Source organism: Flavobacterium sp., assembly GCF_032153895.1.
GTDB lineage: Bacteria > Bacteroidota > Bacteroidia > Flavobacteriales > Flavobacteriaceae > Flavobacterium.
This window is the reverse complement of the sequence record NZ_JALDYN010000005.1, coordinates 69,173-84,612: the sequence shown is the minus strand read 5'-3', so window position 1 is coordinate 84,612 and position 15,440 is coordinate 69,173. Positions and strand designations below refer to the sequence as shown.

The 15,440-nt window shown below is 39.9% G+C and carries 12 protein-coding genes; 4 read left to right on the top strand and 8 right to left on the bottom strand.

Annotated elements, in window-relative coordinates; translation table 11 throughout:
- The first annotated feature begins 99 nt into the window (after window positions 1-99).
- A complete protein-coding gene (locus RUH60_RS03625; RefSeq protein WP_313805529.1) occupies window positions 100-537 on the top strand; it encodes a hypothetical protein in 438 nt (145 codons plus the stop codon).
- A gap of 19 nt (window positions 538-556) precedes the next feature.
- Entirely contained in the window at window positions 557-1,141 is a 585-nt protein-coding gene (locus RUH60_RS03620) for a hypothetical protein (RefSeq protein WP_313805527.1), read from the top strand.
- Between the two features lie 46 nt (window positions 1,142-1,187).
- On the opposite strand, the gene RUH60_RS03615 is transcribed toward RUH60_RS03620, so the two are convergent.
- On the bottom strand, window positions 1,188-2,132 hold the full coding sequence (locus RUH60_RS03615) for an L-threonine 3-dehydrogenase (protein ID WP_313805526.1): 945 nt from the start codon (window positions 2,130-2,132) through the stop codon (window positions 1,188-1,190).
- A gap of 166 nt (window positions 2,133-2,298) precedes the next feature.
- On the opposite strand from RUH60_RS03615, the gene RUH60_RS03610 reads away from it, so the two are divergent.
- Together RUH60_RS03610 and mfd are read left to right on the top strand one after the other, a co-directional pair.
- Window positions 2,299-2,940 (top strand): hypothetical protein, encoded by a 642-nt coding sequence (locus RUH60_RS03610; RefSeq protein ID WP_313805525.1) that lies wholly within the window; start codon window positions 2,299-2,301, stop codon window positions 2,938-2,940.
- A 69-nt stretch (window positions 2,941-3,009) separates the two neighbouring features.
- Window positions 3,010-6,312, top strand: a complete 3,303-nt coding sequence (gene mfd, locus RUH60_RS03605; RefSeq protein ID WP_409559648.1) for a transcription-repair coupling factor — start codon at window positions 3,010-3,012, stop codon at window positions 6,310-6,312.
- A 150-nt stretch (window positions 6,313-6,462) separates the two neighbouring features.
- Here the strand turns inward: mfd and pgi are convergent, their stop codons facing one another.
- The 7 genes from pgi to RUH60_RS03570 form a co-directional block, all read right to left on the bottom strand.
- A complete protein-coding gene (gene pgi, locus RUH60_RS03600) occupies window positions 6,463-8,082 on the bottom strand; it encodes a glucose-6-phosphate isomerase (RefSeq protein ID WP_313805521.1) in 1,620 nt (539 codons plus the stop codon).
- Window positions 8,082-9,317: a M23 family metallopeptidase gene (locus RUH60_RS03595; RefSeq protein ID WP_313805519.1), complete on the bottom strand. Its 1,236-nt coding sequence runs from the start codon at window positions 9,315-9,317 to the stop codon at window positions 8,082-8,084. Before RUH60_RS03595 ends, pgi begins: the two co-directional genes overlap by 1 nt.
- 29 nt (window positions 9,318-9,346) lie before the next feature.
- On the bottom strand, window positions 9,347-10,273 hold the full coding sequence (locus tag RUH60_RS03590; RefSeq protein ID WP_313805517.1) for a tryptophan 2,3-dioxygenase family protein: 927 nt from the start codon (window positions 10,271-10,273) through the stop codon (window positions 9,347-9,349).
- 1 nt (window position 10,274) lies between these two features.
- Window positions 10,275-11,069 (bottom strand): DUF3108 domain-containing protein, encoded by a 795-nt coding sequence (locus RUH60_RS03585; protein WP_313805515.1) that lies wholly within the window; start codon window positions 11,067-11,069, stop codon window positions 10,275-10,277.
- A gap of 300 nt (window positions 11,070-11,369) precedes the next feature.
- Complete coding sequence (gene hppD / locus RUH60_RS03580) at window positions 11,370-12,533, bottom strand: 4-hydroxyphenylpyruvate dioxygenase (protein WP_313805513.1); 1,164 nt, start codon at window positions 12,531-12,533, stop codon at window positions 11,370-11,372.
- Window positions 12,534-12,589: 56 nt separating this feature from the next.
- Window positions 12,590-13,747, bottom strand: coding sequence for a homogentisate 1,2-dioxygenase (locus RUH60_RS03575; protein WP_313805511.1), 1,158 nt, complete (start codon window positions 13,745-13,747; stop codon window positions 12,590-12,592).
- Between the two features lie 223 nt (window positions 13,748-13,970).
- A complete protein-coding gene (locus tag RUH60_RS03570; protein WP_313805509.1) occupies window positions 13,971-15,416 on the bottom strand; it encodes an amino acid permease in 1,446 nt (481 codons plus the stop codon).
- Window positions 15,417-15,440 lie beyond the last annotated feature (24 nt).

Genomic DNA, 15,440 nt, shown 5'->3' with positions numbered 1-15,440 from the left:
TTCCTTTCGAGCGGGTTTTTTTAATCTTTTCAATTTCTTCTAAAACCACGCTTTCTTTTTTCTCGTAAATACCAATAAGCGAACCCAAAAAGAAAGGTCATGAAAATCAACAAAACACTCCGATGGATTCTTGGCAGCCTACTAGGAACTTTTTTATTACTGTTCATCGTACTTGTGGTACATATCGCCACCGCAAAACCGAAAGTGTACGACAATGCCACTTTACAGTTAAGCCGAATTGACTTCAAAGAACCGCTAGACTCTCTCAAGGCCAAAGAAATACATCGCAACTTAAAATCCATTCCCGGTATAAAAAACGACCGTTTGAATATTAAAACCGGGGTATTAGTGTACTATCACGACAACCGAATTATTGATTCCGAAAAAGCATATAATCTTTTGATTGCTAAAGGAAATTACAAAGCTGAACGTTACCTGATATCTGAAACGATGGCTCAAAAAAAAGTATGTCCCGTGATGAACGAAGACAGTTTCGGTTATAGATTTTCAAATGGAATACAACGTTTGTTCAATTAACCAATAAATTCAAGTACTTATGAAAACATTTTCTAAGATTACCCTAATTGCATTAATACTGGGAACAATTGTTTTTGTTTCCTGTAGTGATAATGACGATGCCGCGCCCACACCAGCTGAGATGTCGCTGTATCAAAAACTGGGTGGAACCACTATGGTTGCCGATCCTAACAATCCTGGCACCATGATTGAACAAGGACGATTAAGTTATCGTTCCGTAGTAGACACGACCATTACTTTAATTGTTGCAGATATCGTAGCTGGATCCGAAGGTAATTTTGGCGCCCATTTTGCCCCACTTGTTGGAGAAGTTTCGGGAGGTAACACTACCAATGTAGCTGTTTTAAGCAAAAACTTAACCGATTTTTTCTCTGCTAATACTGGAGGTGGTGCCACCAACACCTATTCCGGCATGAATATGGCTACTGCGCATAATCCGATGGAAAACCCAAGAATGGGAACCACCGCTTCTAATGAAGACTATGACAAATTCATTGGTTATGTAGGCGCCGCAGCCGGATTAAATGGCGTTACTGACCCTGAAATCATCAGTGAAGTTGTGGCGGTATTGGAATCCTTACGCGATCCTATTGTACAAGAATAATCTTTTTCGGGGTCAAACAAAAAAAGCAGCTTAAAGCTGCTTTTTTTTATTTTTTAGCAAGGTTTTCCAACATCACAGAAGTCATTCTTTCCATGTCAAAATCGTTTTTCCAACCCCAATCCTGACGTGCTACCGAATCATCAATACTCGCTGGCCAAGAATCCGCAATCGCCTGACGAAAATCCGGCGCGTAATCAATGGTAAACTCCGGAATGTGTTTTTTAATGGATTCCGCAATTTCTTTCGGAGTAAAACTAATCGCTGACAAATTGTACGAAGAACGCACTTTAATTTGTTCCGCCGGAGCTTGCATAATGCTGATAGTTGCTTTGATGGCGTCATCCATATACATCATCGGCAAACCCGTATTTTCAGACAGGAAACACGTAAATTTTTTATCAGAAAGTGCCTTGTAATAAATATCCACTGCATAATCTGTGGTTCCGCCTCCCGGTGGTGTCGTCCAGGAAATCAAGCCCGGATAACGGATGCTGCGTACATCCACACCATATTGTTTGTTGTAATATTCACACCAACGCTCTCCCGATTGTTTCGAAATACCATAAACCGTTGACGGCTCCATCACGGTATATTGTGGTGTATTGTTTCTTGGTGTTGTAGGACCAAACACAGCGATACTCGAAGGCCAGAAAATCTTTTGAATCTTTCCGGCTTTGGCCAAATTCAACACGTGAAATAACGAATTCATGTTCAGATCCCAGGCGAAAGCAGGGTTTTTTTCCGCAGTAGCAGAAAGTAAAGCCGCCATCAAATACACGTCAGTAATCTGATATTTTTCGACTAAATTTTCAATCTGGTTATAATCAAGGGCGTTCACTACTTCGAAAATGCCGTTTTGCACGACGTCGTTTTCCAGTTTTCGGATATCCGAAGCAATTACATTTTCTGTTCCGTACGTTTCGCGCAACTTGGCTGTCAACTCGGTACCAATTTGTCCGCAGGCACCAATGATTAATATTTTCGTATTCATTTGTGTTTGTTTGTTCCCTACAAAGATACTCTTTTGCCTAAAAAATAAGATGGTAATCGGTCTTCAAATTTCGGATTCACAAAAATTCAAACTTTAGTTAAGATATTCCCATGAAAAAAAACAGATTCCCAGAACATTTGTACATTTGTTCTCATAAAATTCGACTATGAAATTCAAAATCATATTATTCTTTTTAGTCTTGACATTGGCAGCTTGTTCCGACAAAGACGAACGCGTGGCCAACAGCGCCAAAGCCGAAAAAATGGACAAAGCCGCTTTAGACATCTTATCCAAAAACTGGCATTTCAGTGTTCCTCCGGCCAACCCTAAGGTACAGCAACAAATAGCGAGTTGGAACCAATGGCACGATTTCATGAAAGAATTGCACCAAATTCCCAAAGGTTCCTTGAACGCTTTTCGCAACAAATCAAAAAGTTTAACGTCTAAAGGACAACTTTTGGAACTCAATATTCCAAAACGATTTGACAGACCTGCCGTGCGAAGCCGTATTTCTACCTTGAACACGAAGCTAAAATCACTGGAAACCTACGTAAACTTATCGTACATTCAAACCGACAAGGTTCTGAAATTGCTACCGGAAGTTTCTGCTGAACTGGCATCGGTTCAAAATCAACTGAACGAAATCATCATCAAAAGCGAGATTCCGAAAGAAGAAGGCGAATTAATCATGCTTCAGGCCTTAGACACGACGCGTAATGCCCGTCGTGAAATTCAGGAACAACCTGCGGAAGAAAATCCGGATCAGGCCAAAGCCATGGAACGCAAAAAAAGACTTTTAAACCGTTAACCGCCAAAATACTTTTCGTTGAAAACCGAACCGCAACATTTTTATCACAAAGCACCTAAAACGGCTCAAATTGCCGAACAGCTCAAACAGCGTGAAACCAAAATTCAGATTAAAGGTTTATTGGGTTCGTCGTTGTCGTTTGTATTGGAAGCGCTTTTTCAGAAAACCGAACTTCCGTATTTGCTGATTTTTCAGGATAAGGAAGAAGCCGCCTATTACTTAAACGATTTGGAAAACCTGATTAATGATCAGGATGTGTTATTTTACCCGGGTTCGTACCGTCGTCCGTATCAAATTGAAGAAACCGACAATGCCAATGTTTTGTTGCGTGCCGAAGTGCTGAACCGTATCAATTCCCGTAAAAAACCGGCCATTATCGTTACCTATCCCGATGCGCTTTTCGAAAAAGTGGTTACCCGAAAAGAACTGGACAAAAACACTTTGAAAGTTGCAACCGGCGATACTATTTCTATCGATTTTATCAACGAAGTCTTGTTTGAATACAACTTTAAACGTGTCGATTTTGTAGCCGAACCGGGAGAATTTTCGGTGCGCGGCGGAATTATTGATGTGTTTTCGTTTTCGAATGACAATCCGTATCGTATCGAATTTTTTGGGAACGAAGTCGATTCTATCCGAACCTTTGATGTGGAAACGCAGCTTTCAGTAGAAAAACAGAAAAAAATTACCATCATTCCCAATGTGGAAAACAAGTTTCTGAAGGAAAACCGCGAAAGCTTTTTAGATTACATCAGTAAAGAAACGATTCTTTTCATTCAGAATACCGATTTACTGCTGAACCAACTCGACAAACTCTTCGGGAAAGCGACTGAAGCCTTTGAAAAACTATCGAAAGACATTCAGCATGCCAATCCGGAAACGATGTTTCTCAACCAGCAATCCTTTGTGAAAAAAGCACTGGATTTTACTTTGGTCGAATTGGCTAATAAACCGATTTTCAGAACCACTAAAACTTTTGAATTTCACATACAGCCGCAGCCGTCGTTCAACAAACAGTTCGATTTGTTGCTGAACAACCTAAGCGACAATCATTTTAACGGCATCAAAAACTATTTGTACTGTTCCAATGATGGGCAGGCGAAACGTTTCCATGATATTTTTGAAAGTCTGGACGAAGCCAATCACGAAGACATCCGAAAACATTATCACACGGTTGTTTTTCCTTTGTTTCAGGGTTTTATCGATGAGGAAAATCAAATTGCGTGTTATACAGACCATCAAATTTTTGAGCGTTATCATAAGTTCAACCTGAAAAACGGTTATTCGAAGAAACAGACTATTACGCTGAAAGAACTCAATACCCTTTCTGTTGGCGATTATGTAACACACATCGACCATGGTATCGGGAAATTCGGCGGTTTACAGAAAATTCAGGTGGAAGGCAAAACACAGGAAGCCATCAAATTGGTCTATGCCGACAACGACATTGTGTATGTGAGCATTCACTCGCTGCACAAAATATCGAAGTATAACGGTAAAGACGGTGCGCCTCCAAAAATATACAAATTAGGCTCTTCGGCTTGGAAAACCTTAAAACAAAAGACCAAAGCCCGTGTAAAACATATTGCATTCAACCTGATTCAGTTGTATGCAAAGCGTCGACTAGAAAAAGGATTTGCCTGCCATCCGGACAGTTATTTGCAAGCGGAATTGGAATCGTCTTTCATTTACGAAGACACGCCCGACCAGTTAAAAGCCACCCAAGACGTCAAAGCCGACATGGAAAACGACCGCCCAATGGACCGTTTGGTGTGTGGTGACGTAGGTTTTGGGAAAACGGAAGTGGCCATTCGTGCTGCTTTTAAAGCTGTAGACAATGGTAAACAAGTTGCGATTTTGGTACCGACGACGATTTTAGCGTTTCAGCATTACAAAACCTTCCGCGAACGCTTGAAAGACATGCCGGTGAATGTGAATTATGTAAACCGATTCCGAACTGCTAAACAAAAAGGCGAAATCTTAAAAGATTTGGAAGCCGGAAAACTGGATATCATCATCGGAACGCACCAATTGGTGAATAAAAATGTAGTTTTTAAAGATTTAGGGTTACTGATTGTAGACGAAGAGCAGAAGTTCGGCGTGAACGTAAAAGACAAACTGAAAACCATTGCGCAAAACGTCGATACCCTGACTTTAACAGCAACTCCTATTCCGAGAACCTTACAATTTTCTTTGATGGCAGCTCGCGATTTGTCAGTAATTACAACGCCTCCACCGAATCGTTATCCCATCGATACGCAAGTGGTTGGCTTTAACGAAGAAGTGATTCGTGATGCGATTTCGTATGAGATTGAACGCGGCGGTCAGGTGTATTTCATCAACAACCGCATTGAAAACATTAAGGAAATTGCCGGAATGATTCAGCGTTTGGTACCCGGTGCAAAAGTAGGTGTCGGTCATGGTCAGATGGACGGAAAAAAACTGGAAGAACTGATGTTGGCTTTTATGGATGGTGAATTCGACGTTTTAGTAGCCACCACAATCATCGAAAGTGGTTTGGATGTCCCGAATGCGAATACGATTTTCATCAACAACGCCAACAATTTCGGGTTGTCGGATTTACACCAGATGCGTGGTCGTGTGGGCCGAAGCAATAAAAAAGCGTTCTGTTATTTTATCTGTCCACCATATTCTGCGATGACGGATGAAGCCAGAAAACGTATACAGGCGTTGGAACAGTTCAGCGAATTAGGAAGTGGCTTTAATATTGCCATGAAGGACTTGGAAATTCGTGGTGCCGGAGATTTATTAGGTGGCGAACAAAGCGGTTTCATCAACGAAATCGGGTTTGAAACCTATCAGAAAATCATGAACGAAGCCATCGAAGAACTGAAAGAAAACGAATTCAAGGATTTGTATCCGGAAGACAATGATATCGAAACCAAAGAATACGTTAAAGATTTACAAATTGACACCGATTTCGAATTACTCTTCCCGGACGAATACATCAACAATATTTCGGAACGTCTGAACTTATACAATGAATTGAGTTTAATCAAAACCGAAGAAGCCTTAGACCAATACGAACAAAAACTAATTGACCGTTTCGGAGCATTACCTAAACCAGCAGTAGCTTTATTGAACAGTATCCGTATCAAATGGAAAGCGACGCAACTTGGGATTGAAAAATTAGTTTTGAAACAAGGAAAAATGGTGGGTTATTTTGTTTCGGATCAGCAATCGGATTACTATCAATCAGGTAAATTCATGAAGGTATTGCAGTTTGTCCAGCAAAACGGCAATCTCTGCAAAATGAAGGAGAAAGAAACCAAAAACGGTTTGCGTTTATTACTCACTTTTGAAAATGTAAAATCGATAAAACGCGCCTTAGAACTAATCGAAATGATGTAAAAAATTAAAACCTCCCGTCGCAAGAAAGGAGGTTTTTGAATAATAACACACTAAGCTTACTGAAAAGCTTTGTCAGTGCAAAAGTGATTTATAATTCTGTCAGAAAGGTTATCTAAACTTTATTTGATTGTTACCAAGTTTACCGAATTGTTATTTTCGAAGGTACGCATTCAAAAGAAAAGTGGTTGAAGCATCATGACTCCCAACTGTATTGTTGTCAATTTCCTTTAAAATGGTGTTGGCCAACTGTTTTCCGTATTCCACTCCAAATTGATCGTAACTGAAAATATTCCAGATAATACCTTGTACAAAAATCTTATGCTCGTACATGGCAATTAAAGAACCTAACGATTTAGGCGTCAGTTTATCAATCAGTAAAGTGTTTGTCGGCTTGTTGCCTTCAAAGGTCTTAAACGGCGTTAAAAAGACATTGTTTTCGCCTTCAGCTGCAACTTGCGCTTCGGTTTTACCTAACAATAAGGCTTCGGTTTGAGCAAAGAAGTTTGCCATTAACTTATCGTGATGCTCTTTGTTGCCATGAAGTGACTCTTTGAAGCCAATAAAATCACACGGAATTAATTTCGTTCCTTGATGAATCAACTGAAAAAAAGCATGTTGTGAATTGCTTCCCGGCTCCCCCCAAATAATATTTCCGGTTTGATAGGTAACTCTTTTTCCATGACGATCGATGTGTTTCCCGTTGCTTTCCATAACTGCCTGTTGCAAATAAGGCGCTAACTTTTTCAAATATTGCGAATACGGAATAATCGCCTCGGTTCGGCTGTCGAAGAAATTGTTATACCAAACACTCAACAAAGCTAAAATTACTGGGATGTTTGTATCAAAAGAAGCCGACTGAAAGTGTTCGTCCATCGTATGAGCACCTTCCAATAGCTTCTCAAAATTAGCATAACCAACGGCTAAAGCGATGCTTAAACCTACTGAACTCCATAGTGAAAATCGTCCACCAACCCAATCCCACATTGGAAAAATATTGTTCGTATGAATGCCAAATTCAGTTACTTTTTCAAGGTTGGTGGAAACGGCCACAAAGTGGTTAGCTACATCTTCTTGAGTACCTGATTGCAAAAACCAGTTTTTAATCGTTGTCGCATTGGAAATAGTTTCCTGAGTGGTAAACGTTTTCGAAACAATTACGAACAGTGTCGTTTCCGGATTGAGTTTTTTAAGAATTTCCGTTACATGATCCCCGTCGATATTCGAAACAAAATGAACATTCAGGTGGTTTTTGTAAAACTGCAACGCTTCCACAGCCATATCTGGGCCTAAATCAGAACCACCAATACCAATGTTGACAACATCCGTAAAGGCTTTATCGGTATACCCTTTGCGAATACCTCCAATTACTTCTTCAGTAAAGGTTTTAATCTGGGACTGAACCGCTTTAATTTCGGGGATGACATTTTCCTGTCCGTTATTTCGAATTTCACTTTTTGACGAACGTAAGGCTGTATGAAGAACCGCTCTGTTTTCAGTAACGTTAATAGCATCTCCCGAAAAATAGCTTTGAATGGCTTTCTTCAACTGTGCTTCTTCCGCCAATTGCAAAAGCAGTTTTATAGTGGTTGAATTGATTCGGTTTTTGGAAAAATCCAATAAAAAATCATTCCATTGAATATGAAAATTTGCTGCACGCTGTGCATCTTCTGCAAAAAAATCCTGCATCGAACGATTTTGAATCTCCGAAAAATGCTCCTGTAGTTGTTTCCAACTCGGGGTCAAGGTTGGATTTACGTTCTCTAACGCCATTATTCACCAAATTTAGCTAATGATACACTGTCTAATTCTTTTTTTAATGGTGCCGTTTCTGCCATATATCTGGCTTTGTATTTCGGATCCATTGGCAGAGAATTGGGCAATTTCTGACGTAATGGATCGACCTGCACCCCGTTTTTCCAGAAACGGTAACAAACGTGTGGCCCTGTAGCTAAACCGGTACTTCCTACTTTTCCGATGACTTGTCCTTGCGAAACGTGTTGCCCGCGTCGAACCAGTATTCTGGACATGTGAAGGTATTGTGTTGTGTATGTAGAGTTGTGTCGTACTTTAACAAAATTACCATTTCCTCCGGTATAACCCGTTTGTTCTACGACGCCCGCAGCAGTTGTCATGATTGGGGTTCCGTGGGGTGCGGCATAATCGGTTCCGTTGTGGGCTTTCCAGATTTTCTGCACTGGATGGAAACGGCTTCGGGTATATCGGGATGTGATATTAATAAATTTTAAAGGTGCTTTCAGGAACATATTCTTCAACACTTTTCCTTCTTCATCGTAATAATCGACACGTTTGGAATTCACGTCCTGTTTGAACGGAAACGCATAAATTTTCTTGCCTTTGTATTCAAAATAAGAAGCTTCGATTCCGGCTACTCCTAAGTATTCTCCGCCTTCTAAATATTTTTCATTGATGGTTACGGCAAACTTATCGCCTTTATTGATTTTAAAGAAGTCGATGGACCAAGCATAAATTTTAGACAGTTCCGGAGCCAAAGCGGCCGAAACGCCTTCACGCGCTAAAGTAGCTGAAAGTGACCCATCAATGGCACCCGCTATCGTTCTTCGTTTGATAACGACCGGACGCTCTTTTTTATAAGCAACCGGAATAGAATCGCGCAAATCTACAACAAAGTAACTTGTTTTATCAGGCTGATACACAAATACTTTCAAGCCATTGGGCGCATTTTTCTCCTGGAGTAAAGTAAATGGTTTTCCGATACGGATATCGCGAACGTTGAAAGAATCTTTAACCGTCTGATTGATTTCATGAACTTTGGCAGCGTCAAAACCCTGCTCGCCTAAAATCTTACCAAAGCTGTCTCCGGATTGAATGGTATCGTGAATTACCTTGAAGTCGTTGAGTTTAAACCCAAACTCATACACGATTTTTTCTTTTGGTGCTTCCGGTTTTGCGGCTTTTTCTTTTTCTTCTTTAGTATTACAAGCAAATAGTATTAAGGATAATAATATGATTGCGGTGTATTTCAAGTCAGTTGGTTTTCTAATAGGTTATTGTTTTACTCGCCCCAGTGCGCTAATTCGTCCGTAGTCCAAAGTTCGGGAAAAAATATTCGTCTTTGGTACTTTGGCAGCATATATTTTTTCCAATCGCTGCCTCCGGTGGCTTCGTGATTTCCGGGAACGCTCTCAATGTATTTTTTGGCAGCGTTGTAATGTCCCATAACCCAGGTAATATTAACGGTTTTATCCAAATGGCGCATCGCGGCAACCAATTCAGGATTATTTTGATCGGCTTCCGGCAATTGCTTGAATTTCTGCCAAAGATTTGAAGTATTGTAGACTTCCATCTGACACAAAAATTCTTTCTTGTATTTGCGCTCAAATTCTTTTAACAAATACGACTTTTCTCCTGTTCTGTAATCTTTCCCTGCGGCCTGCCAATACATAAAATCCAAAGCATGCTCAAAAGAGGAATTTCTGTCAAAATCAGCTCGGTATCGTTGGTCGATTAAGTTAATCCAATCTGTGCAGGCGAACTCAATCATGCGGTATTGTGCACTTTGAAACCCGCTGGCCGGCGTTAAGGTATTGCGGAATTTCAGATATTGCTCTACTTCCATTCCATCACCCATAATATCAAAGGAAGTCGTCAGCATGTCAAAATAACGACTGATGCGCATCAAACGTTCAGAGAAAAATTTAGTGGAAAGGGCTTCGGCATGAGCTATCTGGTCTATTTCCCAGAGAATCATTTTGAACAACAATTCGTTCACCTGATGGTACATGATAAAAACCATTTCATCCGGAAGAGTCGTGCGCTGCGTCTGCAAACTCAATAAGGCATCGGTTTGAATATAATCCCAATACGTTATCGGCTTAGACCACAACAGGCCTTCTAAATGCGTTTCGGTTTTCTGATTGATAGCTTTGTATTTCTTTTCAATCTGCTTGATTTTATCGTGAACCTCAGGAGTAATTTCCATTTTAATTTTTAACTTTTACTTTAAAAGAATGTTTCAGTCCTTTGAAACCATCCAAGTCAGCTTTAAGCGAACCTACAGCTAAACTTGCTTTGATGCGAAGCGGTACTTTATTCTCGTCATCGGAAATCCAAACCGTTAAACTTTCTTCTTCTTTGAACACACGACCCGATTGTACATATGGTCTAAATACCATCGAAGAAACCGTTCCGAATTTCGTCTTAATATCTTCTTTTCCAAGATATTTCAACTTAAACTTGTAAATCTCATCGTCGAAAAACATATCGATTACAATGGATTCCCCTTTTGTTAAACGGTCAATATTTGGATGATTTCGCAAATAATAAAACGAAGATACAATATCCTGAACATTTTCGGTAACAGAAAAGGTTTTTTCAGTTTTATTTTTATAATCTTTAACTAAAACCGTATTTTTTGTTTGATTAAAAAATCCTTCCTGATTTTTAGTGTAGCCACCTTCGTCAATTTTTCGGACAAACTGATAGGGCTGACCGTTATCTTTGTCAAAATAACTCTGATAATCGTCATCTACTTTGAAAAACAGCTTCGCCATACCCACGGTATATCCTTTACCTACAGCGTGATAGACTTTTTTATTGCTACGAACGGCTTCTTTTACTTCAAGGGTCGCATAACCGGCATTTACCAGTCCGTAATGAATTCTGAATTTGAAAAACTCTCCGGTTGTAAAGGCTGCATTTTGTTTTTTTGAAGCACTAAAAGAAGCTGCAAAAACTAATAAGCCCAAAAGCGACAACGATAGGATAATCTTTTTCATTGGTTCTATTTTTTTTAGAATTTTACAGAAGTAATGCAATTTCCATTCCAAAATTAAAAAACAAAAAAACCCAGCCAAAAAAATGACTGAGTTTTTATGCTATTAACCAACCAAAAAACTATAAATTATGAAAAATTTACTTGCTCCAATGAGGGGTTATGACTTCCTCATTTTTGCGAGTGCAAATGTACGTTGAATTTTTATCGATTTACAACTAAAAATTCGACTTTAACACATTTTTAGCAAAATTTAGGTTTTTGAAAGGGTTGTTTTTGAAATATTCTCAATAAAAATAACTTTTTAAAGCGTTCCTCTCAGTTCTTGCTCTCTTTCAATAGATTCAAAAAGAGCTTTAAAGTTACCTGCTCCAAAACCACGTGCCCCCATTCTTTGAATAATTTCGAAGAAAAGCGTCGGACGGTCTTCAACCGGTTTGGTGAAAATCTGCAACAAATAGCCTTCTTCATCGGCATCAATCATAATACCCAATTTTTGCAATTCGTTGATGTCTTCTTTGAATTTCGACATATGATCTTTCAAACGCTCCGGAATCGCATCGTAATATGCTTGTGGCGGCGTACTCAAGAACTCAATGCCGCGAGCTTTCATTTCCGCTACTGTTTTAATGATATCATCCGTTGCAATGGCAATATGCTGTACACCTTCATCCTCATAGAAATCTAAATATTCTTCAATCTGAGAACGTTTTTTCCCGTTTGCCGGTTCGTTGATTGGGAATTTGATACGACCATTACCGTTTGACATTACTTTCGACATCAATGCGGAATATTCCGTTGTAATCTGTTTGTCGTCGAACGAAAGGAAGTTCACAAAGCCCATCACGTCTTCAAACCATTTTACGGCTTCGTTCATTCGGTTCCAACCGGTATTCCCAACCATGTGATCAATGTATTTTAAGCCAACCGGTTCTGGATTGTAATCCGATTTCCACTCGCTGTACCCTGGCAAAAAGATCCCGTTGTAGTTTTTACGTTCTACGAAAATGAAAACAGTTTCGCCGTAAGCACCATAGATTCCGGCACGAACCACTTCTCCGTTTTCATCTTTTTCAACTACTGGTTCAAAATAAGGCTTTGCACCGCGTTTTGTGGTTTCTGCGAATGAATGACGCGCATCTTCTACCCAAAGGGCGATTACTTTAACACCATCGCCGTGTTTTTTAACGTGCTCTCCGATTGGTGAATTACTGTTCAAAGCCGTTGTTAAAACCAAACGAATTTTATCCTGCTTCAACACATACGAAGCGCGGTCTTTTACTCCGGTTTCTAATCCAGCATAAGCTAACGACTGAAATCCGAAAGCGGTTTTGTAAAAATGAGCTGCCTGTTTGGCGTTCCCTACGTAAAATTCTACGTAATCGGTTCCCATTAAAGGAAGGAAGTCTTGTGCGCCTTCAAATATTTTTTCTAATCCGTATTCTACTGATTTTATTTCTTGTGACATGATGTATACTATTTTAGTTGAGCAAATACGATTGCTCGAAAGTTGTGTTTATTGAATTAATCTAACCAGGATTGGTAATACTGCTCGTCGGCAATTTTCATCGCATCTTCCGTAACCATTAACGGTTTGAAAGTATCTACCATTACGGCCAATTCCTGAGTTTTAGTTTTTCCGATACTTCTTTCTGTGGCTCCCGGGTGCGGTCCGTGTGGAATTCCTGCCGGATGCAACGAAATATGTCCTGCTTCGATATCGTTTCGGCTCATGAAATCACCGTCTACATAATACAACACCTCATCGGAATCGATATTACTGTGATTGTATGGCGCCGGTATCGACTGCGGATGATAATCGTACAAACGCGGTACGAACGAACACACTACAAACGCATCGGTTTCAAAGGTTTGGTGCACCGGAGGCGGCTGGTGAATTCTACCGGTTATCGGCTCGAAATCATGAATAGACAAAGCATACGGGTAATTGAATCCGTCATACCCAATCACATCAAAAGGATGCGAAGCATAGACCATTTCAAAAATTTCGTCTTTCTTTTTTACTTTGATGATGAATTCTCCCGATTCGTTGTAGGTTTCCAATTCTTCCGGACGACGGATATCGCGTTCACAAAACGGAGAATGTTCCAACAATTGTCCGAACCAGTTACGGTAACGTTTCGGTGTATAAATCGGACGACGGGATTCTACGATAAACAGACGATTGTCGTCGGTATCGAAATCAATTTTATAAATCATTCCACGTGGAATAATTAAGTAATCGCCGTATTTGAAGTCCAGATTACCCAGCATCGTGCGCAGTTTTCCGGTTCCTCTGTGGATGAAAATCATTTCATCGGCATCGGTATTCTTATAAAAATAATCGCGTGTGGATTCTTTTGGTGCGGCTAAGATAATCGTACAATCGCTGTTGGTTAAAACCGGTTTACGACTTTCCAAATAATCATTAACCTGCGGCACTTGAAAACCTCGCAAACGATACGACTGAATGTTATTCGCCTTTGCAATTTTTGGAGCGACACTGTACTGCTTGCGAATTTCCTTTACTTGGGTTGGTCGCTGCTCGTGGTACATATTGGTTGACATTCCATCAAAACCGATGGTTCCAAACAACTGCTCGTAGTATAAGTCTCCGTTTTCCTTACGGAACTGAATGTGTCTTTTATGCGGGATTTTCCCTAATTTATGATAAAATGGCATTTTTTATTTGTTTAAAGTTTGACTTTGTTTCTAAAACTACTCATACCAAATAAAAAAGCACTCACTCAGGATTTCTCTTGATGAGGAATTTTAGATGTGCCAATAAACCACTCCATGGTGTATTCATAACACTACAAATATCGGAATTTTTATCGAAATGCATTATAGAAAAAAACCCAAAAAGCAACTGGTTTGTTAAACTTCTTGGGTCTCAATATGGTTGTTATTCGTTGTTTAGCTTACTGTTGCGCTTACCATACATGAAGTAAATTGCAACTCCAATAGCCATCCATAATATCAATCGAATCCAGCTTTCATACGGCAATGAATACATCAAGTACAAACAAACTAAGATTCCGGCTATCGGTACAAAAGGTACCAAAGGTGTTTTGAATGATCTTGGCGCATCCGGCATTTTCTTACGCATTACCATCACTCCGATACAAACTAATACGAAGGCCAATAAGGTTCCGATACTTACCATGTGTCCTAAATCGCTAACCGGTACAAATCCGGCGAACAAACTCACAAACACCATGAAGAACAAGTTAGTTTTCCACGGTGTGCGGAATTTTTCGTGGATTTCACCAAAGAAACCTGGTAACAAACCGTCTTTACTCATCGTGTAGAACACACGACTTTGTCCCATCAACATTACTAAAATTACCGAAGTATAACCTGCTAAAATTGCTACAATTAAACCGGTTTGTAAAAAAGTATATGGTGTTTTAGCAAAGGCTGTAGCTGCTGGTTTTGCATCACCTGCAAATTCATGATACGGAACTAATCCCGTCATAACGTGTGCAAACAATACGTATAAAATAGTACAGATTACCAATGAACCTAAAATTCCGATTGGCATTCCTTTTTGTGGATTTTTTGCTTCCTGAGCTGCAGTAGATACCGCATCAAAACCAATAAAAGCAAAGAAAACCGTAGCCGCTCCTGCAGCAATTCCGGACATACCAAATTGACCTTTTACTCCAGTATTTGCAGGATTATATGGATCATAGTTTGCCGAATCGATATAACTCCATCCTAAAACGATGAATAAAATTACCACACAAACTTTCAAAACCACTAAGAAATTATTCATCGAAGCCGATTCTTTGGTTCCGCGAATCAACAGTAATGACAACAAGACTACGATGAAAATCGCCGGCAAGTTGATGATTCCGCCTTCAATTACGGTTCCGTCGCTTAGTTTTAAGGTTTCCCATGGCGAACAGATTAAATTGTTGGGCAGATGTATTCCGAATTTATTGAGGAATTCTAAGAAATAACGGGACCAACTTACTCCAACAGTAGCAGCTCCAAGCGCATATTCCAATACCAAATCCCAACCAATAATCCATGCCATAAACTCTCCCATGGTCGCATAAGAATAGGTATACGCACTACCTGCAACCGGAATCATGGAGGCAAATTCAGCATAACACAATCCGGCAAAAGCACAACCTACCGCCGCCAAAACAAACGATAAAGTTACCGCTGGCCCGGCATGTTCAGCAGCTGCAATTCCCGTTAAGGAAAATAAGCCCGCACCGATAATTGCACCAATTCCCAAAGCAACTAAAGCTCGAGATGAAAGTGTTCGTTTTAATCCTTTTTCTGATTCTGACGCTTCTCCTAATAATTGGGTTAGCGATTTCGTTTTCCAAATAGACATATGTATAGTTTTGGTATTTTAATC